This is a genomic window from Shewanella nanhaiensis, from assembly GCF_019457885.1.
Classification (GTDB): domain Bacteria; phylum Pseudomonadota; class Gammaproteobacteria; order Enterobacterales; family Shewanellaceae; genus Shewanella; species Shewanella nanhaiensis.
In genome coordinates this window covers 443,437-470,247 of record NZ_JAHZST010000003.1, presented here as the reverse complement: position 1 = coordinate 470,247, position 26,811 = coordinate 443,437, and the positions used below count along the sequence as shown (strand labels likewise).

Annotated in this window: 18 protein-coding genes; 7 read left to right on the top strand and 11 right to left on the bottom strand. The window is 44.7% G+C overall.

The annotated features are described in order from the left end of the window. Positions 1-50: 50 nt before the first annotated feature. Both K0625_RS06545 and K0625_RS06540 read right to left on the bottom strand, forming a co-directional pair. Positions 51-1,328, bottom strand: a complete 1,278-nt coding sequence (locus tag K0625_RS06545; RefSeq protein ID WP_220108938.1) for an MFS transporter — start codon at positions 1,326-1,328, stop codon at positions 51-53. A 248-nt stretch (positions 1,329-1,576) separates the two neighbouring features. Further along, complete coding sequence (locus tag K0625_RS06540) at positions 1,577-2,851, bottom strand: polysaccharide deacetylase family protein (RefSeq protein WP_220108937.1); 1,275 nt, start codon at positions 2,849-2,851, stop codon at positions 1,577-1,579. 358 nt (positions 2,852-3,209) lie between these two features. Here K0625_RS06540 and K0625_RS06535 point away from each other — a divergent pair, with 358 nt between their 5' ends. Beyond that, positions 3,210-4,079: an AraC family transcriptional regulator gene (locus tag K0625_RS06535; protein WP_220108936.1), complete on the top strand. Its 870-nt coding sequence runs from the start codon at positions 3,210-3,212 to the stop codon at positions 4,077-4,079. 338 nt (positions 4,080-4,417) lie between these two features. Here K0625_RS06535 and K0625_RS06530 read toward each other — a convergent pair whose 3' ends face one another. The 4 genes from K0625_RS06530 to K0625_RS06515 form a co-directional block, all read right to left on the bottom strand. Then, positions 4,418-6,733, bottom strand: coding sequence for an aminotransferase class V-fold PLP-dependent enzyme (locus K0625_RS06530; RefSeq protein WP_220108935.1), 2,316 nt, complete (start codon positions 6,731-6,733; stop codon positions 4,418-4,420). 174 nt (positions 6,734-6,907) lie between these two features. Further along, complete coding sequence (locus tag K0625_RS06525; protein ID WP_438944491.1) at positions 6,908-7,936, bottom strand: M48 family metallopeptidase; 1,029 nt, start codon at positions 7,934-7,936, stop codon at positions 6,908-6,910. A 9-nt stretch (positions 7,937-7,945) separates the two neighbouring features. Next, complete coding sequence (locus K0625_RS06520) at positions 7,946-9,124, bottom strand: YjgN family protein (RefSeq protein ID WP_220108933.1); 1,179 nt, start codon at positions 9,122-9,124, stop codon at positions 7,946-7,948. A 126-nt stretch (positions 9,125-9,250) separates the two neighbouring features. After that, positions 9,251-9,712: a NanQ anomerase/TabA/YiaL family protein gene (locus tag K0625_RS06515; protein ID WP_220108932.1), complete on the bottom strand. Its 462-nt coding sequence runs from the start codon at positions 9,710-9,712 to the stop codon at positions 9,251-9,253. A gap of 130 nt (positions 9,713-9,842) precedes the next feature. Between K0625_RS06515 and K0625_RS06510 the strand changes: the two genes are divergently transcribed. The 4 genes from K0625_RS06510 to K0625_RS06495 all read left to right on the top strand — a co-directional run bounded on the left by K0625_RS06510 (position 9,843) and on the right by K0625_RS06495 (position 13,345). Beyond that, positions 9,843-10,898 carry an alpha/beta hydrolase gene (locus tag K0625_RS06510; protein WP_220108985.1) on the top strand — a complete coding sequence of 352 codons (1,056 nt, stop codon included), beginning with the start codon at positions 9,843-9,845 and terminating at the stop codon, positions 10,896-10,898. A 219-nt stretch (positions 10,899-11,117) separates the two neighbouring features. Next, the gene (locus tag K0625_RS06505; protein WP_012323215.1) at positions 11,118-11,693 is read left to right on the top strand and encodes an LON peptidase substrate-binding domain-containing protein; all 576 of its coding nucleotides are present in this window, start codon (positions 11,118-11,120) and stop codon (positions 11,691-11,693) included. A gap of 148 nt (positions 11,694-11,841) precedes the next feature. After that, the gene (locus K0625_RS06500; protein WP_220108931.1) at positions 11,842-12,762 is read left to right on the top strand and encodes a pseudouridine synthase; all 921 of its coding nucleotides are present in this window, start codon (positions 11,842-11,844) and stop codon (positions 12,760-12,762) included. A 112-nt stretch (positions 12,763-12,874) separates the two neighbouring features. Further along, complete coding sequence (locus K0625_RS06495) at positions 12,875-13,345, top strand: hypothetical protein (protein ID WP_220108930.1); 471 nt, start codon at positions 12,875-12,877, stop codon at positions 13,343-13,345. Between the two features lie 26 nt (positions 13,346-13,371). Here the strand turns inward: K0625_RS06495 and K0625_RS06490 are convergent, their stop codons facing one another. From K0625_RS06490 to K0625_RS06475, 4 genes are all read right to left on the bottom strand, one after another. Then, positions 13,372-15,321, bottom strand: a complete 1,950-nt coding sequence (locus tag K0625_RS06490) for an alkaline phosphatase D family protein (protein WP_220108929.1) — start codon at positions 15,319-15,321, stop codon at positions 13,372-13,374. Positions 15,322-15,433: 112 nt separating this feature from the next. Next, positions 15,434-16,399, bottom strand: a complete 966-nt coding sequence (locus tag K0625_RS06485) for an FAD-binding oxidoreductase (RefSeq protein WP_220108928.1) — start codon at positions 16,397-16,399, stop codon at positions 15,434-15,436. Between the two features lie 3 nt (positions 16,400-16,402). Beyond that, positions 16,403-16,768 (bottom strand): group I truncated hemoglobin, encoded by a 366-nt coding sequence (locus K0625_RS06480; protein WP_220108927.1) that lies wholly within the window; start codon positions 16,766-16,768, stop codon positions 16,403-16,405. A 132-nt stretch (positions 16,769-16,900) separates the two neighbouring features. Next, positions 16,901-22,045, bottom strand: a complete 5,145-nt coding sequence (locus tag K0625_RS06475) for an Ig-like domain-containing protein (protein WP_220108926.1) — start codon at positions 22,043-22,045, stop codon at positions 16,901-16,903. 286 nt (positions 22,046-22,331) lie between these two features. On the opposite strand from K0625_RS06475, the gene K0625_RS06470 reads away from it, so the two are divergent. Next, positions 22,332-25,217, top strand: coding sequence for an alkaline phosphatase family protein (locus tag K0625_RS06470; protein WP_220108925.1), 2,886 nt, complete (start codon positions 22,332-22,334; stop codon positions 25,215-25,217). 181 nt (positions 25,218-25,398) lie between these two features. After that, the gene (locus tag K0625_RS06465) at positions 25,399-26,079 is read left to right on the top strand and encodes a spondin domain-containing protein (RefSeq protein ID WP_220108924.1); all 681 of its coding nucleotides are present in this window, start codon (positions 25,399-25,401) and stop codon (positions 26,077-26,079) included. A gap of 51 nt (positions 26,080-26,130) precedes the next feature. Here the strand turns inward: K0625_RS06465 and K0625_RS06460 are convergent, their stop codons facing one another. Then, positions 26,131-26,763 (bottom strand): DedA family protein, encoded by a 633-nt coding sequence (locus K0625_RS06460; protein WP_220108923.1) that lies wholly within the window; start codon positions 26,761-26,763, stop codon positions 26,131-26,133. Positions 26,764-26,811: the final 48 nt, after the last annotated feature.

Below are 26,811 nucleotides of genomic sequence, written 5' to 3'. Positions count from 1 at the left end.
GATTAATTAAGATGGTTATCTATTTTTATTAAAAATGCTGTGACTTTTTATTAATTACTTGTTTGAACCGTTTCCCCCTTTCTGTTTTTAAATAGATTAATCGTTTTATTATTGATAAGTGGTTTTGCCCAGAATCCAACACTTAAAATATAAAATAGAGTGATGTAAACAACGATCATGCCTAGACGAAGGTCGCCAGATATGTCGGCTATTGCCCCTACCAAAGGTGAGGCAAGGCCACCGCCAATAATGCCAGTACAGAGAATACCTGCTACTGAGCCGTGATGCTTGGGGACTGAGTTTAGCGCTAATGAGAAGATGACTGACCACATGACAGAAAGGAAAAAACCAATCAAAGGAAAGGCCATTAATGCGACCGTTTTACTGCCAAATAATGCGGCCGTGAGGGAGATGATGGCGCTGATTGAGAAGAGTTTGAGCACGAGTCTGCTGTCTAAAAACTTAACCAGTATTAGGCCCAGCACACAGCCTAGTGTCAGCATCAACCAGAACTGGCTTAATACAGCAGTTCCTTGGGTTACCGGGTCTAATCCGTGGTGCTGTTGCAGGAAGATGGAGATGAAGTTAGCAACTCCTTGCTCTGTTCCTACATAGGCGGCGATGGCAAAAAAGAACAGGATAATTTTCTTATCTTTAAATAGTGATACATATACTTTTACTGCACCGATGGACTCCGCTTCATTACGCTCAACCTTAGGAAATTTAAGCAAGGTGATGAGCATTAACATCATCAATGAGATAAGCGCAAATATCCAGTACATGGAGACCCAAGTCATATTAGCGGGAACAAGTGCTTGCAGCGTGCTGACCATGGCACTGTTTGTGTTAGGTTCGTCGATGGCAAGTACCACCTTGCTGTAGACTAGTGGGCTGAGGGCGCCTGCTGCGCCAAAGAGGAGTTGGGCTGATACTGAGTAGAAAGCGAAATGCTCCTCACCACCAACAACTCGTAGCAGTGGGTTGATGGCTACCTGTAACATCGCCATGCCTGTGCCGATGAGAAACAGAGAGAGCATCGCCATATAGAAGTTTGGTGATATTCCAAACAGTAGTGAGCCTAAGGCTGCCATTAGGAAAGCCAGAAAGAGCACTGGCTTTTCACTGAATTTGTCGACTAGCATCCCAGAGGGGATAGACATCACCCCATATGCAGCAAAAAAGGAGAAGGGTAGGAACCCTGCGAGCGCTAGACTTAAATTAAAGTCGGCTATCAAAGAGGGAAAGAGAGGGCCGAGTATATTGGTAATAAAAGACACCACGAAGAATGTCAGTAAAACTAAGGCCAGGATCAGCTTGTTCTTATTCATCTTTCAGCATCCTTTGCTGTATCAAATATCTGATTTATATTGCCTGTCTTTTATCACTATAGAGATACTAAACTATCAAATGTTGATACTTTTCAACCTCCCTTGTTTTTATTGTTATCTTTATGATAGGAAAGAGTTTTTAATTCTAGGTTAAAGAAGTAGAGGATGTAAAAAGGCCAGAGATTTAATCTCTGGCCTTTTGGGTTATGGGCAACTCTTACGCTAGATAGGTAAGTTTATTGGTTCAATTAGTTTGCCAAGAACAGTGTATCGCTGGCATTTGGTGTCCAAAGAGATTGGGATACATGGTCTGCTATCACGGTATATGTCTGTCCCATATAAGTGACGCTCTCGCCAGCTTGGTAACTAACATTTTCAGTCCAAACTGAGCTTGGTGTGCTCTTTAACCATAGGTTTGAGCTGGCTGTTGGTGCCCAGTTATTTTGGGATGTATGGGCAGAAACGGCCTTAAATACAGCGTTGTTGTAGGTAACATAGTCACCCTCTTGGTAGCTAGTTTCGCTTAACCATTGTGGTGCATAGTTATCCATAGTATCGAATTGATAACCCGCAGCCAGTGCAAGCTCAATAAACTTAGCAAGTTTAGGTAGGTTCAAGGTTGCACCTTGGCCACGCTTAGCATCTTCAAACAGGAAGTCATGGGTTAAGATGATAACCTTATCTGCGTGCAAGGCATCACCACATGGGAAGGTTTGCGTCTTAGAGTTAACAGGGTTGATGGTTACCGGTGCACAGGCATTAAGTGCTGCATCAACATAACCGAGAAAGGCTTCGGCTTCTGTTAGGCTGTTCGCTGGGTATGGGATCCCCCAGTTTTCAGGTGCCCAGTCGAGATCCCAACCATGGATCAGATAACCTTTATCAGCAAGAATATTTGATACCTCAACACCTGCTTTTGAACTGTTTGATGGGTTTTCAGCATCACAAACATAACCAGGCTCCCACGGCTTAAAGTCATCAGAGGTAGCACATAGTCCATCCCCTTTTAACTCACCGCTTGAGCGCCAGCCATTCGTGTATGGTAGGCGAGCTAGGCTAGCTGCCTTATAGTTAGGGTAGCTTTGAATGTTTGGTATGTAAGACTCTAAAACAGTGAGGTTTTCACTGAACATAGAGGCATCATAGACAGGATCTTGATAGGAGTTAATCTGATGATCACCGGTGGCATTACACTCAGCGCCACTTGTTGGGCCAAACTCATCGACACAGTTATGTACCATATGGTCATAGCTGTGGTTAGCTACCACATGTCCACTTTTTAATGTTTGAATTAGTGCAGAAAGAGCCTGATCTTCGTTCTCATCAGCGATGCCATCTAAGTGCCAAGCATTGATATAGAAAGTCGCTTTAATACCTGCATTATCTAAGGTGTCAATGAGTGCTGGGGTCGCATTCATCGGGCCATCATCGAACGTTAAGTAGATAGTTTTGTCACTGGCTTGTGCGTATGAAATAGAGGCAAGAGCTAATGATAGTGCGCAGGTAAGGGTTGTTAATTTCACTGTTATTTCCTTGTGTTATCAGAGGTAAAAATGATATTCCCAATTATTTTTATAATCGGTCTTTTATTTATATGGTTAATTTAATCTTTGTTTTTTAACTCTGGTTATACGATTCAACTCCCTTAATATATTATTCTATCCATTTGATTTTATAACTTGATTATCTAGTTAATAGTGATATCTACTTTATATATATAAATATCCAGTTATAAATAACTGCTATTATTTGTATCTTGCCTTTATAAGGATAAAGTCTAGCTATATTAAAAGTTAATATATTGTAAAAAGGTCTAATATACTTAACTACTAAGCGAGCTAGACTTTTCTAAATTGAGCATTAATAAATGGACTTATTTTAATGAAACCTATGTGTGAGAAAGTGATCCCTTCGAGTAACTGCTCATGGCGTTTTGTTAAGTACCAACTACCTAATATTGATTTTAATTGGCACTACCATCCCGAATATGAGATCTGTTTGACCTTAAACAGCCAAGGTTTGAGGTATATTGGCGATCATATTGAGGAGTATTCAGAGCTAGATCTGGTCTTTGTTGGCCCCCATATGCCCCACACTTGGCACTCAAGTATCAACGAGGATGAGTCTACACAAATAGTCTATGTTGCTCAGATCCCTAAACTTTGGTTAGATGGACAAGTGGCTGAACACCCTGAAATGCAAGGATTAGAGGAGATGTTAGAGCGCTCCTCAAGGGGGATCTTTTACAGTTCAGAAAGTACGGAAAAAGCCCTAAGTTTATTTCGACAGATGGAGAATGCCGATCCCTTTAGCCGTTATATTCTGCTAATGAACTTACTGAATGTGATGCTTAAAGATAATCAATCTAAGTTGTTATCCAGCCGATTTTTTACCTATGGTGATAAAACTGACTCAGGGATCGATAAACTAGATAGGGTTATTGAGTATATCTACGGTAACTTTGACCGAGGGCTCTATGCCGATGAGTTGGCAGCTATTGCTCATATGAGTACCAACCATTTTCACCGTTTCTTTAAAAAGCGTACCGAACGTACTTTGACTGAGTTTATCAATCAGTTGAGGATAGGTAAGGCCTGTAAGTTACTCATTAACTCCAACCATCCAATCTCTGTGATTAGCGATCAATGTGGTTTTAATAACATCTCCAATTTCAATCGTCAGTTTCTCTCGATAAAGGGCAGTACACCGAGTCGATTTAGAAAAAGCCTCAGACTTAAGCATGCGCAATAATCTTGTTTGAAAAATAAAAAAAAGCACTATACCCAAACGACTTCAAAATGCAGGATTCAGCATGTCGAGAAGTGACAGAGTTCAAGGCATGAAATAGTAGGACTAGTTATTCTAATTCAATATTTCATAACACAGAAAAATGTTGCTTTTCGCCATGCCCTTCGGGAGTTCCCGTAGAATCACTGCACTGCGTTAGTGATATCAATAAGGGAATAACCATTATCCTCAATCACTGCCTTATTCAGCTATCCTACGGGAGCTCTGAAACGAGCATCTTGAGGTGGCTTGGGTATAGGCCTCTTTTCTATTTAGTTTCTGTCTGTATTTAGCTATGGGGATTAGCTGCTTAACGCATAACCGCCTTTTAGGTGTGCGACATTAGTAAAGCCTAGTCGGTGCATGGCTTGTGCTGCAACCATAGAGCGACTGCCACTGCGACAAACAAGTACCCACTCTGACTCTTTCTCCATCTGATGTTCCTGAATAAATTGCACCAGACGTGTCATTGGAATATTAAGGCCTGTATTTAAGCTGTTTTCAGTAGAGCTCTGTTCACTTACTGTATCTAGCTTATGTTGCAGCGCATACTCATGGGGCTCGCGAATATCGAGGATTTTTACGCTATCAGAAACTGTCAATCTCTGTTTGAGACTATCGCTACTGTACTCCTTAATTTGAGCTTTATCGCAGTCACCATAGTAAGCACCACATAGGATCTCTGTGCCTTTCTCATCATTTAGATTGGAGTCTAGATCAGCTTTTCTTGCTGCAAATTGGGATTGGTTAATTGAACCCGTAAGCACAGATTGAAGCAGGCAATTACGCACCACCTCGGCTGAGAGTGTGGTGGTAAATTCGTTATTGTAGTCATGACTTGCACATAGCAAGGTTTGTTGGCCAATTAAGCGGTTTATCTGTTTTAGGCTGTGGTACATGTCGATGGAGCTGCTGGAGGCGAAGTTAGTTCGACCTAGGCTACCCATTAGGATGGTGTCCCCACAAAAAGCATAGCGGGTACTGGTTATTAAACTCGTTGGATCTGAGCTCAATAACAGACTGATGCTGTCATCTGTATGACCCGGTGTCGGCACCTTGATTAAAGAGAGCTCTCCCACGGCAAGCACATTAAATGACTCATCACCAATTGCCACTGCTTTTGTGTTGGTTGGCCAGCCAAGAACGTCTGTTTGTTGACTGCTAAGGTACTTATTCGCTAATGCAACACGTCCAGAGATATGGTCGGCATGACCATGTGTATCTAAGATGGCGACAGGGGTCAACTGCTGACACTGCAGCAGGGTATCGATACGCTTCTCAAGTTCTGGAAGGGGGTCGATAACCAGAGCCTGTTTGCTCTTCATATCGGCATAGATCCAGGTGCAGCTAGAGCCTGAACGCAGCTGCACTAAACCATTGAGTGGGGTTTTATCTTGTGTTTGCTCTGTGTCATCAAGCATTAAACAGCTATTGGTGAGTGCTTTGGCCGCTGAACGGATCCTTGCACAAGCGCTATCAACCTCCTCTTGGCTCATAGCGGGACCAAACGAGAGGCGGATAGCGGATTCACTCTGCCAAACAGGCAATCCCATGGCATCGAGAACAAAGCTTCGAGTGACCTTAGAGCTGCAGGCTGAACCTGAGCTGACACGGATATTGGCAGCGTCAAATAGATCCATAATCTCTTTGCTGCTAAATCCAGGAACGGCGAAATTCAGTGTCGTAGGGACACTATTATTAAACTGGTGATTAAAGACAATATCGGGAAACGCTTGGGATAGGCTGTGACTCAGCTGGCGACGGTAATCGTTCAGTGTGTTGAGATCGTAAAAAGTCGTGTTATCTGTGTCGAGCAGCATCTGGAATATCACATTAAGGGCTGCCATACCTGGCAGGTTTTCAGTGCCTGAGCGTAGTCCGCTCTCTTGACCGCCACCTGCAATGAAGGGAGTAAAGGGCGCACCTTCACGTATATAGATAAAGCCAATTCCCTTAGGCGCATAGAGTTTATGGCCGCTAAATGGCGCGTAATCTATGCTGGTTTTGGCTAAGTTAAGTGGGCGCTTTCCCAGAGCCTGAACACAGTCGACTAACCAAAATACCTCTGGATTTTTCTCCCTTATGCAGAGTTCAAGTTGCTGTAGATCTTGATATACACCGGTCTCATTATTGACCGCCATGGTGCAGATCATTAATGCACTGCCCACCTCTTTTTGAATAAACTCAAGATCTAGTTTGCCAAACTGATCCACTGGGATCGCTTTAATCTCGGCGTTGATCCCTAAGATCTCATTCCAGTGAGCCAATGAATTGGGGACGGCCTTATGCTCCGTTGAGCCATACAGAATGCTATATTTTCTCCCCTCTTGGATCTGAGTCTTAGCCTTTATCAGACCAGACAATATTCCGGTTTGGATCCCCTCAGTAGCCCCGCTGGTAAAGATAAGCTTGCCCTCACCTGTGCCTAATAGTGTCTTGGCCCGCTGACGGGTTTGTTCCATTAAATTCTTCGCTTTGAGCCCGGTAATGTGACTACTGCTGGGATTACCGAAGAGGTCTTGCATGGCATCCATTGCAGCTTGTGCGGCTTGAGGGAGAACGGGAGTAGTCGCATTCGCATCGAGATAGATCTGACTTAAGTTTGTTGTCTGGCTCATAGGGGCTCTTATCTTTATTTTTGTTACCCATATATAACATAAGGGTATAACTAATTTCTTTTGGTTATATTAGCAGCTATAAAGTAATGATCAAGATCACATTTAGTCAATGGAGCAGTTAAAAAGGGCATAGAAAGTTCTATGCCCTTTAAATGGGGGAGCTAATGGGGTTTATTAAAGGGAGGGTTTATAGCTTCTTAAGGTGTCTACTCGTTCGCTTAACGCTGGGTGAGTACTGCTCCAACTGGGCATATCTACCGCTTTTTGCCCACGTAGCTTTTCAAACAGATCCGCAAGAGGCGCTGTACTGTGAAGCCATGAATAGAGCTGGTGTGCGGCAAAATCATCGGCTTCGCTCTCATGAATTCTCGAGTAGGTTAGACCTCCACCTAATACCGCGATACTGGCTAGAGTATCGGATATACCGCTACTGTCACCTACAACCATAGCTGCGGTAATGGAGAGGATGGCTGTCTGTACCATATTTGTCATCACATGATCGTGATGTACATGGCCCAGTTCGTGGAGTATGACCCCCTCGAGCTCCATTTTTTCGTTTGCTAGTTTGACCATGGCATCGGTTAAAATAATGGTGCCGTCGGCGAGTGTAAAAGCATTCGCTCCACCATCTGCATATCTGAACTCTATCTTAGGGCTATGCTTGAATTTGACACCTTGGTTATTGAGTTTCTCTATTAGGGCATCAAATCTTTGGCGCAGCTTCTGCCGCTCCTGCTGCTCAAGTTTCGACTCCTCAAAGCCCATCTTGTTAAGCATAGTTAATCCCTGCTCGCCTAATTCAGTTGAGAGTTCGACTGGCAGCTGATTAGCGATAAGTTTAGCTGCTTTCGGAACCCCATAAACATAGAGCCCATAAGCGGTTAATAGGGTGATAATCGAGGCCAGAAAGATAAGTAGCAAGTTACGCTCAAGCTTAACTAAAAGTGGCGTTTTACAGTGACTGTTTAACCAGCTATTGAGCTTGTTTCCGTCACTGCTGATAAATACCCAGCCAGTTGAGAAGGTGATACTTCTGGGCATTGAGCCGATGGCATCTGAGAGCGCGACCTCCTCCAGTTGACATTGGTGCTGGTGGGCCTCGCTTTTTAGGATAAGGTAGCCGTTACTACCTAGGATAAGCTCGGCCGCATGCTTTGTGGAGTTTTGGGGCGCCATTAGGTGCCCCTTTATGGTTTCGTTCATCTGGCTGTATTATATGATGTTTAGGTTGATATCGAAGGCATCAACCATCTCATCGGCAATGGCGTTATTGGTTTCCTGATTATGATCTTGTACAGCCATTAGAGCCAGATCGCCATCGACTTGAGTAATACTTGCCATGTATTGAGCGCGTCTGATATCAGCCCACGCGCGACCTAAACCGAAAGTGAAGACCACTATCAGCAGGTTGGTGATTATCAGTGACAGATAACCCCCTAATGTCATATTGGACACCAGTTGTAACTTGTTATCTATTTGAGTTTTGCTAAAGAGATAGTTACGAATGCGAGTTTTTATAAATGCCGCGATAACAAAGCCGATAAAGAACATGTAGATATAGCCAGCGAAAAGGGCGAAAAATGATGACGCTTGGTTAGTTGGATCGAGGGTTTCACCTGAAAAAAGCGAAGCGATAGTATCAAACATTCCAAAACCTAAAATGATAAGAAAGCCGAGAATAAAGGAACCGAGAAATAGAGCCCCCGCGAGTGCGGCAATTTTTGCGTACTCACCCATGTCTAATTCAGCACTAAATTGCTTACCACCATATCGGTAACCGTTGACGACATAGTTTGCCATTCCGGTCATTACCCAGGCATAACCAAAGACCCCAGTTAAGGTAAATAGCAGTATTCCACCAGTTACTGCGATGGCAGGATGGCTCTCCATAAGCAGAGCACCAAAGCCCATTGAGCTTCCAATGATGATGGCGTAAGCGGCTAATGGTTTGGCTAAGATGTTAAGGTAAGCGCCTGAGTAGCTGCCTTCAAAATTAAAACGCACATTTCTAAAGCGTGTGATCCTAGCATCGAAGCGGATATTTCTTACCAATAAGTAAGGGATAGCTAAGGTCAGCAGTGCACCACAAGCTATAGCGGCAACTGGGTGAACGCCAGACAAGATGGTCCATGCTATTAGCGCGACAACGGCGATGATACGCCCAATTAGTATCTGCATAGGTTTAGCAAGATACTCAAAACGATCGCCATCTAACTCAGTATTGCCGTAAAAGTAATTATTGGTTCTGACTTTCGCCCAGGCGGAGTAGATGCCAAAGGTGACGATAGTCAGTAGGATGTTAACGATCCAGATCCCGAAGAATTCTGTGGCGTTACCGTGGAAATTAAAGGGGTGTTGTGTATTGGATAGATCTGTGTTGGTCCGGGTCATGATTTTTCCTTCCATTGGAATAAGCGTCTATTAGAGACGATATGAGGAAAGATATCAAATTATGGCATTAACTCACAGATGAAATTTACTTAGGCCAAACCTTCGAGAGGAGGCTGGCCATAGCGTTTAGACTTTCACTTTTATCACGACTTTGCGCACCTGCTTTGGGCTCGCACTTGTGCCCGGCATATGCATATCTTGGGGAAAGAAGATCGCAAACATCCCAGCTTTAAAGGGGATAAAAGCGGCGTCATCTTTATTGCTCTCGTAATCAAACTCGGCATAATCATGTTTAGCAAAGTAGGGACGAGAGGGAGTTTGATCCGCAAGTGGAAGGTAGCCAAACTCCTCCTCACCGCTAACGACGAACTGCACATCGATATACTCTTGGTGCACTTCAAAAGGCTCCACCTCTCTGGGCTTTGTCTCGTAATCGTTAACGATGACGAAAATATCTTTACCCTCGAGCTCATAACTTCCCACCTCAAGCTGGGTGAAGTCGGTTTGGGTGAGGTGTGCCAACGCTTTCGTCAATCTTGGCGTTAGGTGGGAGTATAGGTCTGCGTTGCTTAACGTATCGAGGATCATAATCGGCTCAATAGGAGGAGATAGTAGTGGAAGTGTAACCTTGTCGCTGTTTGGCGTAAACCAGTTGGTTTGCTATATTGCCGAGGCTTATGAAGCAAATTGATAATTAATTGAGATAGGGATGTTCGCTTTGCCTGCACTACGCTTTCTTGCTGGTTCTACCGCATACAAACAAATTGCCGAAAATGGTTTAAAAGCCGACCTGTTTACTCAAGTGCTAGCGGCATCTGGAGGACCTAAATGGATCGGTATCGCTGGCTTAGATAGGTATCTCTTTGGGGAGTTCTTTAAGGGAAGAACCGCCCCGCTGCACACCTTAGGAGCATCATCAGGTGCTTGGCGCCTAGCTTGTTTGGGTCAGGCAGCTCCTTTAAGTGCCTATTCCCGCCTGGAGGAGCTCTACATAGAGCAAAGGTACGATACTAAACCCACTCCGGTTCAAGTCTCGACTCAGGTTAAAGGGATCATTGAGGGGCTTTTGGGTCAAAGTGGAGCGCAGGAGTTAATCTCCCACCCAGTGATCAAGACCCACCTGTTAGCGTGTCGTGGTCGACATTTGAATCGTATAGCCGGTCGATTACCGTTAAGCTTAGGTTTGGCAGCCACAGCAGCGACTAACTTTGCGAGTCGTCGTAGTTTAGGCCTGCACTTTGAACGTTTTGTTTTTAGCGGTCAGCATGATGACTCTCCATTTAACCAGCTTAAGGATCTTCCCAGTCAGCAGGTTAAGTTGACCTTAGATAATCTTCATAACGTCCTGTTAGCGACAGGCTCTATTCCTTGGGTGTTGGCACCTGTTATCGATATTCATGGGGCGCCTAAGGGGCACTATTATGATGGTGGGATCACAGATTATCACTTCGATCTGCCTCTTTCCCATGCCGAGGGGCTAACCCTTTACCCTCACTTTTACCCGAATATGACACCGGGTTGGTTTGATAAATCTCTGCCTTGGCGTAAGGCAAGCAAAAACTATCATAATGCACTTGTACTGGCACCAACGTCAGAGTTTCTCGCCTCACTTCCCTATGGAAAGTTGCCGGATCGCAGCGATTTTAAACACCTCTCTAGTGATGAGAGAATAGTGTATTGGCAACAAGCGCTTGCCATGAGTCATCGACTCGCTGATGAGTTAAACCATGCAATTTCAAAGGGTAACGTTATGGAACACCTTGAGCACCTATAAGGTGAATTTAGGTTGTTGCAACAAAACCCCATTTTAACTTGTCTAATAGTTATCAGTATGAAAAACAGACTTTCAGTCTTTTGTACTGTTTTCTATCTTGGTTAACCATGCTAGAAGCTGTTAACTGCTACACTTTAAGATTATCAGCTCTTTATTTTGACTAATCAGCTAAAGCTAGTTCTTTCTAGCAGTTACCTACCCTAAGTGGAGGAGGTTACTATGAGAACACAGGAGATGGCGTTAATCACGCGGGATGCCTTACTGTTGCCCGATGGAAGACTTGAGCTGAGACTAGTAAGCCCCAACCACCTAAAGATGATTGCCGATGTATATAAAGGTAAATACCCCTTGGCATTTGGCATGTTAAAAGCCAATGGCAACCCTCCCTGTTACTCCAGTGTCACTCAATGTGAGATCATCGACTTTAATCAGCTAGACGATAACAGTTTGAGTATTGTACTTGAGGGTAAACAGAGGGTAAAAATCTTGTCTGCAGCTCGACAGAGAAGTGGCGTTTGGATGGCAAGAACCCTACCATCTTGTAACTGGAGTGAGGAGCCGATTCAAGGGGAGTTTGAGTTGATAAGCGCAGCATTAGAGCAGTTTTATGAGGTCAATCCTGATCTATTTGAACTCTACTCTAATGTGCATTTAGAGGATGCTTCTTGGGTCAGCCAACGTTGGCTTGAGGTGCTACCACTTTACAATAAAGATAAACTGAAGCTAATGAATCAACCCGATTGCCATCAAACTATGGAGTTTGTCTTAGAGTTAATTAAGTCACATGCAGATTAACTGGATTAAGATATATAACTAGCTCTGTTTATGTGCCTATGTCTTATCCTGAGCCTATTTATGGCGCCCTCTTGAGGGCTTTATTCTCTGTGTCCCGCGTTTATAATTCTGTTAAAATACACTTCCCATTTTTTAATAGTTAACTCTCATGTCCTCCTCAGTCCTTGCAACTCAAGCCTCCTACGTTGTGTTACCTGAACATATTACCGATAAACCAACCGTGCTCAGTTTTCTGGTTGAACGTTTCGCTCAGATTGATGCTAGCGTATGGCAATCGAGAGTGGTTGAGGGAAAAGTACATTGGCAAGATGGAAGTTTGATTGAGCTTGATACTCCCTATAGACCAAGGGCGAGAGTCTATTATTATCGTGAAGTGGTGAGTGAGACTAAGGTGCCTTTCGATGAGGAGGTTATCTATCAAGACGAGAGGATTATTGTCGCTTTTAAGCCCCATTTTTTAGCATTACACCCAAGTGGAAATGTGATTAATGAGTGTTTAGTCAATCGGTTGAGGATGAAAACTGGATTAGAGACCATAGTGCCTGCCCATAGGCTCGATAGGGCGACAGCGGGTCTAGTATTACTTTGCCTGCATCCTGAGCACCGGCAAAAGTACCATGACCTGTTTAAGTTTGGGCAGATCCACAAAGAGTACCAAGCACTGGCTAAACTGACACCTGAACTGTTACTGAAACATCAGCGGGGGGAGCTAACACTTCCGCTTAATTGGACGGTGAAGAACCGTATGGTGAAAGGGGACCCGACATTCACCATGAGAGTGGCGCCGGGGGAGGCCAATACCCACTCTGAGGTTGAGTTGATTGAGATAAATGGCGAGCTAGGTGTGTTTAATCTATCCCCTATTACGGGGCGCACTCATCAGCTTAGGGTACATATGCAAAGTCTAGGCATGCCGCTCTTAAATGACAGATGTTACCCTGAGCTGCAGCCTAAGACCCCAGATGACTACAGTAAGCCTCTTAAGCTTTTGGCTAGGCGACTCACTTTTACCGATCCTGTGAGTGGTGAGTTGATTAAACTTGAGTGTGATGCTCTATCTTTGGCTTGAATATTGTATTCAATTATTGTTTTTCTGCTGTGTTCGTTTTATGCTGGCGTATATTGAGGATGGTAAACCTCTGGATCTTTACGAGATATCTAACATAACAGGGAGAAAGGTAATGGATAAAACGGGTCTTACCGGTTTAGGTTTAGTAACACTTGTTGGTATTACTGCCTTGGGGTATCAAGTTTTCACTCAAGAGCCTTCAGCCTCGCTTACTCAGTCTCAATCAAGTGAGCAGCCCTCTGAGATGTTAGCTCATCTGTCTGACTCAGCGCGAGAACAAGTTGAGTTAGTGATGGTTTCAACCCAAGTGGCACCTGAGGAAGGTTTCACATCATCTCCCGCTTTGCCCGCTGAGTCAATCAGTCCCTCTACTGTTAACGCATCGGTTGAGAGGGCTGTTTCCTTACCTGAAAGAGAGAGGGAAAATGAGGCGCAAACCCCGCCACCTCAAGCTGCAGACTTGATAGTAGAGACCGATCCAGGCCCTAGTGCTGGAAAAGATCTCTCACGTCCTCAAAGGCCCACAGTTCAAGCGAAAGTCGTGGCACCTGTCAGTCGCCCAGCACCCGTATCTGTGAACTAGGTTATTCACAATAGGGACTTATAGGGTTAATCATCACTCACTGAATCGGCATGTTGAGCGCCATGTTTATCACGACTGGGGGCCTGAAAAAGGGTCTCACTCATATCCGCATGAAGAACTGCAATTTTAGTTGGCGCCCCATTTGGCGAAAAACTCACTACACCTATGCCGCTCTTGTTAAACAGTCGTTGACTGCGAGCACCATTAGGTCTTCTGCCCCGTATCGACATGCGCTTACGTTTGGTGAAGAAGTTAAGTGGTGAGAAGTGTCCATATAGCCAACCATTAAGCTTATCGAAAATAGGCAATAGCTTTTCGGGGAACTGGTTCTTAATGCCGCTGCTGGTGATCTGGTATATTTTCGGTCCCCCTTTACGGAAACGAATACGGATATCGTAAGCAAAGGAGTAGTGCACATCTCCTGATAGGATCACAAACTGCTCTGGGGTTTTTCTGTGTTGGAATATGCTGAGCAGAGTGTTGGCGGTTCCGGGGTGAGCCATCCAGTTTTCTGCATCGACTAATAGAGAGCCCCCAAGTAAGGTTGCGGTTCTTTGAATTGTCTCGATTAGTTTTACTCCGAACATAGGCGCAGCGGAGATGATGATCACCTTATCTTGACCCATTAACTCATGTTGAAACTCCATAAGAGCTTCCCAGTCCATTAAACCGGAGGGCTTGGCCAGGTTAGACTCACTGCGCCATCTATGGGTACGGGTATCCAGTACTACGATTTTGGGACTGGTATTTAGGCTATAGTGCCAATGTTCAAACTGCAGTAATTTATCGATTAACTCATCTTGGTTGAGCTCATTGGGCTGATTAAAGAAAGCATCTAGGCTGGGAGTGATCTCATGTTTAAATTTATCAGGCCCATTGCCGAGTCCTTGGAACAGGGCGTAACCTATCAGTGCATTACCAATGATACGCTTTGAAAATGTATGACCGTAAGCCGCTTCCTCCCACTTAGCGGTGAGGTTCCAGTCATCGGTGACATCATGATCGTCAAATATCATATAGGTGGGCAGATGAGCCATGAGTCGCCTGACCTGCTTTAGCCCAGCTTTGAACTCAAGCAGATGTAACCACTCTCGCTGCCACCTTGCCGTATTGGCGACTGATAGGCCTACAACCTCTTTTGGAATTTCGATGCGATCCCATAGCTCAGGTGACCAAGTTAATAGGTAGAAGGCGATGATCTCCCCTAGGCTCACCAGGTGGTTTTCAGCGAGGGAGGAGGTGAAGATTGGGTGGTTTTTATACCAGTGCCCCAGTGCTGTTTTGGCTGGATAGTTGGTTTTTGGCAGCAGATTCCTATGCCTTTGGTACATGGCGGCAGGGTGGTAGCTTATTGAGTGACTATCGGGGAGCTGGGCATGGGTAAATTTCTCCTGTGGCAGACCCAATAGCTTTATCGTTTCTCCAATGGCAAAAAGGGTGGGGCCTGCAATATCATCGACATAAACTTGATCGCCACTGAGCATCAGAAGTGAGGGTCTGGCTTGTGGGCTTAAGTCTTGGCTTACCTGAGTATCGGCCGCGACTAAGGCATCGCCACTGTGATGATGTGCATTACGACAGGAGCCATGGAGCATATGGTCAATTTCAGGTTTGATAACCAAGTTCGGTGTCGCTTGATCATCATAATTCAGCGCTTCCACATCGCTAAAAATCGCACCATGCTGGCTGTCTTCGAGGCTATAACTTATCTCTACGTCTGTTGGCAGTAGCTGAGTTTGTTTGAGCTGAACCATATATTGGTAAGCTCGCTCGCCCAATCGAATAGTGTGTAGCTGCTCACCCTTTAGTGGTTTGCAGAAAAGAGCTTGCTCCCCTTGATGTAGGCTTGAGCTCTGTTTGAGCGTAAGAGTGAGCGAATCCATAGGTTGGCTGCTCACAAACCAGAGGGTAAAGTTATCCCGATCGCAATGGCGCAGTATCGGGCCGGCAACTAATAGGGGGAGAGCTGACTTCATCTAATACCAATCTCAATATTTTAGTGCCTACCAGCCTAAACAAGTGATCTTAAATTGCAAAGGTAATTCAATGAAAAAGAGTTAACTTATGTTTGGGAATAATAAGAGAAGATCATCTGGCCTTATGAATAAAAGGATCGGCGAAAATATGTTTGATATCGGCGCCTGCCAGATAGGTGCGTTTTTTCATCTTATTTACCATATCAGGGTGTCCACATAGGTACACTCGCCAGCCACTTAAGTTTGAATGGTTTTTAAGTGCAAGCTCATCGGCGCGAATTCGTTCTTTCTCCTCTGCCTGAGCTCCAGAAACACAGCCTAGGTAATGGAGATTATCGTGTTGTCTTGCAAGTGAGGTCAGGAGTTGTTGGGCATATAGGTCATCAGCGGTTCGACTTCCGTGATAGAGGTATATAGGTCCTTGATGTTGGTTATGCAGTGCATCTTTGACGATACCAAGTAGAGGCGCTAAGCCACTACCTGTTCCCACCAGCAGCATGGGCATGGTTTGCATATTTTTTTGATAGTAACAATGGCCAAAGGGGCCGCATAGCTCAAGTTTGTCACCTAGTGATAGCTCCTCATGTATCCACTGGCTCATGCCTCCATTATCGGTGCGCTGAACATGAATCTCGATCATCTTATCTTGGGCTGGATGGCTTGCTAAGGAGTAACTTCGTGTTAATCCATCGGATCGTCTGAGGTTGATAAATTGGCCTGCGCGGTACTCCAGTGGTGTGCCGGGGTCGAGTGTGATGCTGAGTATTCGCTTGCTAAGGGGAGTAATTGCAGCGACTTTAACTTGGGAAAATAGCTCTTGCTGGGTTATGGGGGATACCGTTAACTCCCCCTGAGGAAAGCAGATACAGGGGAGAAAGTAGCCCAATGCTTTCCAGCTTTCTCTTATGTCTGGCTGGGCATCTTGAACATCACCTTTTTCTGCTTGTAGCATGCAGGTGTGGCAGTTGCCGTTTTTGCAGGAGTAGGCAAGGTCAACCCCTTGTCTGAGAAGGCCCTCGAGTACGCTTTCATCTTGGTTGAGAGTGATTGTTTTTTCTTGCCAGTGTATCTGCTTCATCGGCTATAAACTTAATACGTCGTCATGGGTGCTAGCTGCAATAGTCATGACTTGTTCGATTAACTCATCTGATACATTGAGCTCTTTGAGTGTGGCTTGCAGGTGTCCTGCGACGATTGTGAAATGACTGGTATCGAGCCCCTGTTTAAGCAAAGGGGCATGGGCTTCGCGCAGAGAGGTGCCGGTGTAGTTATTTGGGCCGCCAAATGCCATGGTTAAGAAGCTTTTTTGCATCGCCCGCATACGATCCATATCAACATCATCAAAAAACTGGCTGATGCTATCATCGCTTAATACTTTACGATAAAAGATATCCACTGCTGCATCGACAGAGGCGTTACCTCCGAGTTGTTCAAAAAGTGTTGTCATTTTTATACCCTGTTGGTCTAGTAATATTTGGTTCCATCTCTATGAGATAAATACGCTCTTTTGAGGTTAGGACACCAGCAGCTAACGTCAAGTTGGAGGGCTTTGTAATCAGCTTTTATCAGGTGTTATGGGTCATAATATTTTGCGCCTGATAAAGATGAATAGAGCTAACATTAGAATTAAGGTAAGACCCAGTGCACCAGAGCTTGAGCCTACTAGCTCTACTGGAGTATTGATCTGTAAGCGATCATTAATGCCATCTCTGTTGTTATCGAAATTCTCACTTCCGTCTAAGATCCCGTCATTATCCGAATCACTGTCGAGATAATTTGGTATGCCATCACCATCGGTATCTATGACTCCCTCCTCAATATCAGGTACCCCATCGTTATCACTGTCTAGATCAATGAAATTGGGGGAGCTATCTTTATCTGTATCGATATCCCCTTCAATACTGTCGGGGATAGTATCGTTATCGCTGTCGCTATCGATAAAGTTCGGGGTATCATCATCGTCGATGTAGCTTTGGGTTAAGAGGCTGTCATCTATGCCATCGAAGTTCTCGTCGACGCCCATGGTGATCTCTACATCGACAGCGTCATCAATTCCATTTTGGTTACTGTCTACTTTAGAGAGCGCTATCAACACCTCCTCTTTGGTATCTGAAATAGAGTCATTATCACTGTCTAAATCTAGGTGGTTTGGTCGAGAATCAAGATCTGAGTTAAGTGGGATAAATTGATCGTCAATGCCGTCGTTATCAGCATCGATACCACCTGTGATATCTACGTCCCATGCGTTATCGATACCATCTTTATCATGATCGAGATTCATTGGGGCAGGGTAGTTGTTTTCAACTGTATCGGATAAGCCATCATTGTCACTATCACGGTCTAAGTAATCGGCCACATTGTCTTGATCAAAGTCGCCTCGGCCTTCGATAATGTCAGAGAGTCCATCATTATCATTATCTTTATCTAACGCAGAGGGGATGCCGTCATTATCATGATCTATGGGGGCGGCGGTGCCGAACCAATTGGGCATGTTGTCATAAGAGTTATCTATGCCATCTGCATCATCATCGTTTGATAGGTCGATGCGTCCATCGCTGTTTTTATCTAACGTGGCAGCGGGAGAGTCTGTGATATCCATAACGCCATCGTTATCACTGTCCAGATCGATGAAATCGGGAATAGTATCTAAGTCAGTGTCACTTGGTATTAAGATCAGTGTGCTGTTGGCATCAGATAATCCATCGTGATTGATATCTGTTCCACCAGACTCATTAATGTCGAGTAGGCCATCGTTATCACTGTCTAAGTCATGCATATCGATCACACTGTCTGCGTCGCTATCGGTAAGCTTGATATTGTCGATGATCCCGTCATTGTTACTGTCATTGCCAGGGGTGAAGTCAGGATCGAAGATATCTGCTATGCCGTCATTATCTTCATCTAAGGCTTGTGCGATGGTTTCGCTCGTATCTATGATGCCATCGTTGTCAGAATCTGTGTCTAAGTGATCAGCTATACTGTCATGGTCATTATCATTTTCCTGTAACTTGGCATCACTTATCCCATCGTTATCTGCATCAAATTGACCGGTATTATCGATATCGAACCTGTCATCAATACCATCGGCATCACTATCCTCTCCCAGAGTCATATCTATGTCGTAGAGATCGGTGATCCCGTCATTGTCGAAATCGGTACGGGCATAGGTGGCCTCGATAGCATCGGGGAGCCAATCGTTATCTGAGTCTGAGTCTAGGTAGTTAGGTTTACCGTCACTATCCGAGTCGATAAGATTAATATCATCATCGATACCATCGTTATTAGTGTCTCTTCCTTCTGTTTGCTGGATATCGAAAAGATCATCTATCCCGTCACTGTCGGCGTCCTCTCCTGAGATCCCAGCTTCAAATCCATCCACTAATCCATCATTATCACTGTCAATATCTAGATAGTTCATGATCCCATCGAGATCGCTATCAAAATTACCCTCAACAATATCTGGGATCCCATCTCTGTCTTCATCTTGACTGGAGTCGAGGTAATCGGCGATTCCATCGCCATCGCTGTCGACTAGGCCCTCCTCGCTATCAGGTATGCCATCATTATCTGAGTCTGTATCTCGACTGTTAGGAATGCCGTCGCCATCACTGTCAGAGTCTCCTTCGATAATATCTAAAATACCATCGCCATCATCATCGAGATCTTCACTGTCTGAAATTCCATCCCGATCGAGATCTGGCAAAATAAGAATAGTGATAAGAGCAATATTTGAATCAGACTCAGTATCATTGACCTTATATGTGAAACTATCACTTCCAGAAAAAGTCTCTGTTGGCGTGTAGGTTAAATTGGGTCCAGACCCCATTAGCATGCCGTTTTGAGGAGATGACACGATAACGTAATTTAATGGTGAATCTTCAGTGTCTGTGGCGGTTAACAGGAGCCCAATGGAGTTGGCTTGCACCATCTCTATACTTTGCCCATTTGCTACTGGTGCATCGTTAATGGCGTGGATATTGATTGAAACAGTGGCGATACTGGAGTCGAGAGTTCCATCATTGACCGTAAAGGTGAAGCTGTCGGCTCCAGTTTCATTAAGGTTTGGCGTGTAGCTCAGATTAGGTAGGGTGCCGGTTAATACTCCCTTGCTGGGTGAGCTGGTCAAGCTGAATGTTAGGCTGTCGGCTTCGACATCGGATGCGGTGAGGGTGATGGCTTTAGGAGTATCTTCTGTCACCGTTACGCTCTGATTATCTGAGATCGGCGCATCATTAATGGCGTCGATATTGATTGAAACGGTGGCAGTATTGGAGTCGAGAGTTCCATCATTGACCGCAAAGGTGAAACTGTCGGCTCCAGTCTCATCAAGGTTTGGCGTGTAGGTCAGATTAGGTAGGGTGCCGGTTAATACTCCCTTGCTGGGTGAGCTGGCCAAGCTGAACGTTAGACTGTCGGCTTCGACATCGGATGCGGTGAGGGTGATGGCTTTAGGAGCATCCTCTGTCACCGTTATGCTCTGGTTATTCGAGGTTGGCGCATCGTTTACCGCGGATACGGTAATGGTGATGCTCGCAGTATTTGATATCAGATTGCCGTCATTGGCGATAAAAGTAAAACTATCTCCACCCACATAATTTGCTGCAGGGGTATAGGTCAGGTTAGGTAGAGTTCCGCTTAGACTACCGTTTGCTGGAGAGGTGAGTAAGCTATAACTCAGGCTGTCCAGATCGATATCGGTTGCTGTGAGGGTGATGGATGTCGGTATATCTTCTACAACAGGAATACTCTGATTGTTGGCACTGGGAGTGTCATTGACTGGGCTGACATTAATTGAGATCGTTGCTGTATTGGAGTCGGTAAACCCATCATTGACCTTAAAGCTGAATGTGTCAGCTCCGTTATAATCTGAATTTGGTGTATAAGTTAGGTTAGGGAGCGTGCCGCTCAATACCCCATTATTCGGGGAGCTGGTAAGGCTATAGCTGAGGACATCGAGATCTATATCTGTTGCGGTTAGAGTGACTGATGTAGGAGTATCTTCGGTTACTGGTATGCTTTGAGGGGTTGAGTTAGGTATGTTGTTAACTGAAACGGTTAACTCCTGATGAATATATTCTAACGTGCCACCACCATCTACACGAACAAACAGTAAGTAATCATTATTGGTGTCTGCATCTAAAGGTGTCTCATAGTTTGGGGCGGAAAGGAAGGTGAGCTGCCCACTGGCGTCGATATTAAATAGAGCTGAGTCACCGCCAAATATAGAATAGGTGTATGATCCAGAGCCTCCCGTTGCGACAACATTTGTCACTAAGGTGCTGCCCTCATTTATTTCGATTGCAGCTTCATGATCTCCTCCATTTGAGGTGATTGTCGGGGCGCTGGCATTAATATTGATAGCTTCGGTGGCAAAGTCACTTGAGTGACCATAAACATAGGTGTCCATGTAGTTGAGATCACCAATGCTAGTGAAGGTAAAGTCTCCCCATGTATGTCGGTGTGTACCCACTGACGCAAGAGAGGATAGGGTGCCTGTGGGGAGATTCGTGCTTCCGCCGACAGGGGTGTCATCCCAATAGACCTGCGTTCCCACCAGAGTCGTTTCATCGGTGGCCTGTAAAATTGTTAGGCCGTTATTTGTTCCCCCTCCACTGGTTTCAACATCTTTAACAACGAAGTGAGATTCACCTAGCTTTAGGGTTAATTTAACATCATATTTGGCTGGGATCATGGCGTTCCCATCAGCATCCTTACCATCCCAAACGTGATTAACGGTGACATTTTGCTGCATCTCTCCCTGTAAGACTACTTCATAACTTCCCCCTAGTGCGGCCACGCTGATAGCATAAGTTCCTGTTGCATTAGGAGTAAACGAGAAGGTGCCTGTATCTTCAATGGTGTCTGCATTGGGGGTTATTTCATTGTCGTTTCCCGCACTATCGATAAAACTGAGTGTGTCGGTAAGTTGAGCGGCACTGCTAGGAGCTGGAGAGGGGCTTGCCCCTTTTGGGTAGCTAAGGTAAGTGGGGAATTTCTCATCAATACTGAATGAAAGAGAGTTACTCGTGCCGGAGTGGGGAGGGTTTAACCCTATATTGTTTGAGAGTATTTTATAGATATCTCCGGCAAAGTTTTGGAGATCGGCGGCCCATACATAGTTAGTGTTAGTAAAACCACCCGGCGCTAGAATATACATCCTAGTATCTGCCGCATAGGGCTCAGTGTAACTGGGCGTATCAAATCGCCATAGGTAAGAGAATAGGTTGCCGTCATTGGCCATAGGGTCGACGCTGTCGCCCACGTTATCGACAACTGAGATATCCCACCTCTCATAATTATCAAATAGCTCACTTAAGTCGACGGCATAAACCCCTGCGCTTGATACCTGATAATGCATCACTTCACCACTACTAGGTGTCGCTGGAAGTGGGTTAGTCATGGGATCTGAACAGCTAATATTCCCAACGGTGGAGGTCAGATCTGCCAACTTGGTATTTTTCACATATTTACCGGAGACAAGGCTCGTTGAGTAGATGTCAGCATAGACTTGTCCGCTTTGATTGAACTGTCGACATAGGTGCAAGCGAATATACTTATTTGCCCCATCGACATGGATAAACATCAAGGTATCTGTTTCGAGAAATTGTGGGTGGGCAGCATCCATCTGATAGGTGCCCTCTGCATAGAGGTTATGGCTGTATATGCAAAGGAGCATCAGGAAAATTAAACGGTTTAATAATGGCTTTAACGTCTCATTCATCATCAGCTTCTTTTCCACATTAAGGTAAAGGCTGGGTCAATGAGTGAACTGAATTTCGATTTGATAATTTCAGTTCGATTGACCTGATTATTACGAAAAATCCATTTCTTATTTCATTAAATATAGAATAGATGTCGAGTTTTAGCTTGTTGGCGTAAACGCTGAGCTCTTTTGATTGTTTTGATATCAACGGCTTCTAGTAGACTTATCTTGTTTTCTAGTCTGCGCCATTATGTAATGATGAGTGACTTGAGCGCGTATAACATTGAGATTGGAAACTTTAGATATTATGGATGATGTTCAGATTAAATGGCGTAAGTTTAAAGCCTGTATAGCTCTACCTATGGTGATGATGAGTGCGCCAGCACTGGCTGATATCGGCGATACCCCTGTTATTGGTGGCGTGTTTAATGCGAGTGAGATAATGAGAGATCAAATCGTCTCCTCTTTGAGTGCATCCACTAAGCTGACCCGTGATATCACGCTGTTTACCATTGCAGGTGTCTCTCTCGATGTTTACATTCTCTCTCTTCCTCTGGACAGTAAGGTTAAAGCCAGAGTTATCGGCCAACTCAGCGATCCCACCTATGCCATCCCTTTGGGTCACTTTCTCTACAGTTATTACGATCGTTATGGCGACATGAGCAGCGATGATGAGTTTAAGTTGTACCTCAATAGTCAATATACGCCAGAGCAACTAAAAGGGTTCGAACATAGCTTATATCACGTAGGTGTAAAGAGTGAGATAGAGGAGAAGGAGTCAGGTAGTCAAGGTAATAATGAAGGTTTAAAAGCCGATAGTCAGTTTATCGCCTCTATGGTGACAATTTATGATGCCTTGGTTGAGATTGGCCAGTGGCAGGAGATGGATACCTTGCCATCGACTTATACCTACCTCACCTCTTCAGCAGAAGATCTTGAGTTAATAGATAAGATACAGCCGATCATTATTGGCTTAATGGACAAAGCCAGTGCTGGGATGGAGCCTAGCGAGATGAAAGCTGCTCTGCTTGGGATCGTCGAAGATGGCAAGCCTGAACATAAACACAAAGTGAACAATAAAGCTCAGGCGTTAACCATCACGCTCATAGATTTTGTTCGTCTAAATGTCCTTAAAGCATATCGTCAATTTATCTATAAGCAGGAGCGGGAAGAGGCGTTACATGCCTGGATGCTGGATACTTTTGATGAGGATAATGATCGCTTAATCGCGTTTCTCAGTTCACAGCAAAAACGCCGTTATGGGGTGCAGGTGGCCGTTGATGGCCTGCAACAGGGGTTACTCGAAGGGCTGGTGGATCAAGGTAAACCTTTTATTAAATATGCAAACTTCCTACATGAATCTCGTGACAAGTTAAAACCTAAGGGAGAGGGGGTTAATCAGCCGGAGCATGAACAACAAGTTAAGTTTATGAAACACTTAGCCGAGCATGAGTATAAAGATCCCAACTACCTGCCATTCTTTAAGCGGCTCTACCTCAACCATAGTGACTCCATTACTCAGGTGGGGATCTCATCCACACCGACAATCAGCGTGCGAAACCTACCTATCATTAAAACTGGGGCCAAGGTTTCTGGAGAGAGAGGAACTGGGATCCCTAATTTTCACTTTGTCGACAGAGAGGATGATAGGGCATATTACTTTTTCGGTAACGATGCACTGCAACTGGACAGACTAATGGAAAGTCAGGGCGTTCAGACTATGTTCGATCGTTTAGCTTATCTCAATACCCTTAACTGCAATGGACAATATGATTGGAATGCTCACACAACCTATGATGGGCTCGTCAACCTTGGTTTTGGCGAAGCACAGCGAGATTACGGTGAGAAGCGTTGCCTCAGAGAACTAACTGAGCGGGTTAAAGTGGAGGTAAAATTAAGGCTCTTTCGACAGGAGTTAATTGAAGATATACAAGGTTATCAGGGGATCTTCTTTCTCGATATTGTTACCAAACTCACCAAGAGGTGGAAGATAGAGAAGGCGATCGCTGAACTGGCAAGCTTGGATGGACAAGGTATGCCAGATTTCACCTTGATCTATAACCCTTGGCCAGATCATTTTGCGCATTTTACTGGGCCGTTTAGTGATGAGATCATCATGCCCACAGGAGAGCTTAACCGGCTAGATCATTGGCTTGCCAAAACAGAGCAGATCTACAAAGAGGCTGGGATCTATGAGCAAACACTCTGGGGAATGGCTGGAGATCATGGTCTAACCCCTATCTTCTATGCGCTGAATCCTGAGAAGCGTGTCTTTGAAGCACTCTCAAAAGAGCGGGGATTTGAGATTGTGGTAAAGAAGATCTCCTCCGATGAGGGCGAAGGCCCTAAGATCACAAATGCCCTGAACTACCCTGGAAATCAATCAGTTGATGTGGTTGTTGCTTCTACAGCAGGTGGCAACATGATGATGGACTTTTTCAATTCAAAAGCGGGGTGGAAATCTCAACCTGTTTACCAAGAGTTGACTCAATGGAAGCCATTTAAAGGGGATAAACCTGTCGATATCGTGGCTGAGTCAGCAGCTAGGTTATCAGAGTCTCTTGACTACATGGTACTGCGTGAACGTCAGTGTAAAGTGGATGATTGCAGGGTACGTTTGGTGGGGCTACGTGAAGGTGTACGCCTAGATGAACTTGTTGAACTTAAAGGAGATAAGCTATTTTATGCCAGTCACTCTGCTAGTGAACCAAGCTTGCTTGGTATCCAAACTTTAAATCCTTATCGTGTTCGCCCTACAGAGGCTGAGCTTCAACATTACTCAGATTTAAAAATGCAATGTCTGCAGCAAGCCAAGGAGCAAGACAGTGCAACGTGGTGCAGTGTAAAACAGTGGCGCGAGTTGACGGCATTTACCCTGAGGCCTGATTCAGTAAATCAAATAGCAAGGCTTTATGAGGAGGATAGAGCGGGCACAATTAATCTGTTTCCTAAAGCTGGGATAGGATTTAATACCAAAGTCCCAGGTCGTCACGCTGGTGAAGATTACCTAGAGAAAGATGCTTTTATCGGTTTTTGGGGCGCCCCAATAGGTGACTCAACCACACCATTAACTATCGAAGAGAATGGTTCACTTGCACCAACCATCTATGAATACCTAACAGGTGAAACTGTTGTGCCCGGTGAGAATGGTTGGGGATATCCCTCTTTACTGGACAAGCTGGATATTCAATAAAGCTTCTTTAACTTCTTTTATAGTCTAGAGGCCATGTATCATTTTGAATGGCCTTTTTATCATGTTGTTCAAATGTGCCTTTCTCGTGAATCTTTTGTGATATTCGGGGCGTAGAGTCTGGGTCTCTAGTTCAAGATGTTGATATTAAATTTACCCTATCCATTACCATGAGAGCACAGCCATGAGACATACTATAAAACTGAGTTTGATGCTTTTTGCCCTTTGCTTATCTCCAAACCTGTTAGCAGACAACTACGGGAATTATCACCGTGAAGCTGTTTATGAGGTAACGGTGACCAATTTAACCAAAGGGATCGCATTTACCCCTATTTTAGCCGCGACCCATAAATCTGGAATGCAGCTGTTTACCTTAGGTGAGCCGTCGAGTGAAAATATCGCCAATATTGCCGAAGGTGGAGATATTAGTGGTTTAAAAGATGAGTTAGACAGTTCATCTAGAGTCGCTAATACAACCAGTACGGATGGATTGCTAACAAATGGCCAAAGTGTGACGTTTGAAATTAGTTCGAGTCGTCGCTTTAGCCAGCTCAGCTTAATTTCGATGTTACTGCCAACCAATGACACTATGGTTGCATTAAGAGCGAAGAAGCTGCCTAGAAAACGTGGTCAAACGGTTCACTACAATATGCGTGCGTATGACGCAGGCTCAGAAGCAAATGATGAGTTATGTGTGAATATTCCAGGCCCTGTTTGTGGCGGTAACCCTTTCTCTGCACCAGATGCCAGTGATGAAGGTTACTCATATCCCAGCCCTGGCATTCATGGTGAGGCTGATTTAGCTCAGTCACTCTACGATTGGAATGGCCCTGTTGCTAAAGTAAAAATTAAGCGTATCCGTTGATCTCTCATTGATTTAATTGATGCCCAAAAAGCGAGCCATTAGGCTCGCTTTTTACTGGCCGTTAGTATCTGTTTGAGCTCTACGCCGCTTCATAATTAAGCACAAAGTCACTGAGGTTATGATGATTAAGGAGGTGATCACCAACCAAAATAGGTGTTGGTGGTGATGGTAAAAACTGAGTATTGGGGTGAGCTCATTACGAATAAATAGAGGTCCAAGGCCGAAGAGGCCTAGCCAAAGTCCAGTGGCTAACGTATTACCTAATAGGAACTTTTTAAGGGGCATCTTGGCCATGCCGCAACCGATAAAGATGGTTTGCTTAAGGCCTTCTATAAATCGGCTGAGGAGTAGCGCGATTAATCCATACTTGCCGATAAAACTGTGGAGCTTGGCTTCTGTGTCTGCTTTTATCCAGCCCTTTTTAAGCAGAATATCGCCAAATTTTTCCCCTAGAAGGTAGCCCAAGCTATTACCGATAAAGGCGCTGCTACCAGCTACAATCAGTACAAGTGGTAGTGACATCTCTCCTGTCGCAGCGAGCAAACTGGCTACGATTAACAGAGATTGGCCGGGAGCGGGGATGCCAACACCCTCAATCGCAATCGCCAGCGCTAAAATTAGGTAACCATACTGCTGCAACCAAGGTGTCATCTCGGTCATGATATGTTGTAAGGCTTCAGGCATCTGTAGTTATTGATTGTGGGTATTTGAGTTTTCCATCATAGCGCCTGA

Excerpts from the sequence above, each read along its gene's own strand:
- K0625_RS06505 (WP_012323215.1), top strand. The coding sequence starts at position 11,118 with ATGAGAACACAGGAGATGGCGTTAATCACGCGGGATGCCTTACTGTTG.
- K0625_RS06460 (WP_220108923.1), bottom strand. The coding sequence starts at position 26,763 with ATGCCTGAAGCCTTACAACATATCATGACCGAGATGACACCTTGGTTG.
- K0625_RS06515 (WP_220108932.1), bottom strand. The coding sequence starts at position 9,712 with ATGATCCTCGATACGTTAAGCAACGCAGACCTATACTCCCACCTAACG.
- K0625_RS06535 (WP_220108936.1), top strand. The coding sequence starts at position 3,210 with ATGAAACCTATGTGTGAGAAAGTGATCCCTTCGAGTAACTGCTCATGG.
- K0625_RS06475 (WP_220108926.1), bottom strand. The coding sequence starts at position 22,045 with ATGATGAATGAGACGTTAAAGCCATTATTAAACCGTTTAATTTTCCTG.
- K0625_RS06495 (WP_220108930.1), top strand. The coding sequence starts at position 12,875 with ATGGATAAAACGGGTCTTACCGGTTTAGGTTTAGTAACACTTGTTGGT.
- K0625_RS06480 (WP_220108927.1), bottom strand. The coding sequence starts at position 16,768 with ATGACAACACTTTTTGAACAACTCGGAGGTAACGCCTCTGTCGATGCA.
- K0625_RS06525 (WP_438944491.1), bottom strand. The coding sequence starts at position 7,936 with ATGAACGAAACCATAAAGGGGCACCTAATGGCGCCCCAAAACTCCACA.
- K0625_RS06470 (WP_220108925.1), top strand. The coding sequence starts at position 22,332 with ATGGATGATGTTCAGATTAAATGGCGTAAGTTTAAAGCCTGTATAGCT.
- K0625_RS06500 (WP_220108931.1), top strand. The coding sequence starts at position 11,842 with ATGTCCTCCTCAGTCCTTGCAACTCAAGCCTCCTACGTTGTGTTACCT.
- K0625_RS06545 (WP_220108938.1), bottom strand. The coding sequence starts at position 1,328 with ATGAATAAGAACAAGCTGATCCTGGCCTTAGTTTTACTGACATTCTTC.
- K0625_RS06490 (WP_220108929.1), bottom strand. The coding sequence starts at position 15,321 with ATGAAGTCAGCTCTCCCCCTATTAGTTGCCGGCCCGATACTGCGCCAT.
- K0625_RS06530 (WP_220108935.1), bottom strand. The coding sequence starts at position 6,733 with ATGAGCCAGACAACAAACTTAAGTCAGATCTATCTCGATGCGAATGCG.
- K0625_RS06465 (WP_220108924.1), top strand. The coding sequence starts at position 25,399 with ATGAGACATACTATAAAACTGAGTTTGATGCTTTTTGCCCTTTGCTTA.
- K0625_RS06485 (WP_220108928.1), bottom strand. The coding sequence starts at position 16,399 with ATGAAGCAGATACACTGGCAAGAAAAAACAATCACTCTCAACCAAGAT.
- K0625_RS06520 (WP_220108933.1), bottom strand. The coding sequence starts at position 9,124 with ATGACCCGGACCAACACAGATCTATCCAATACACAACACCCCTTTAAT.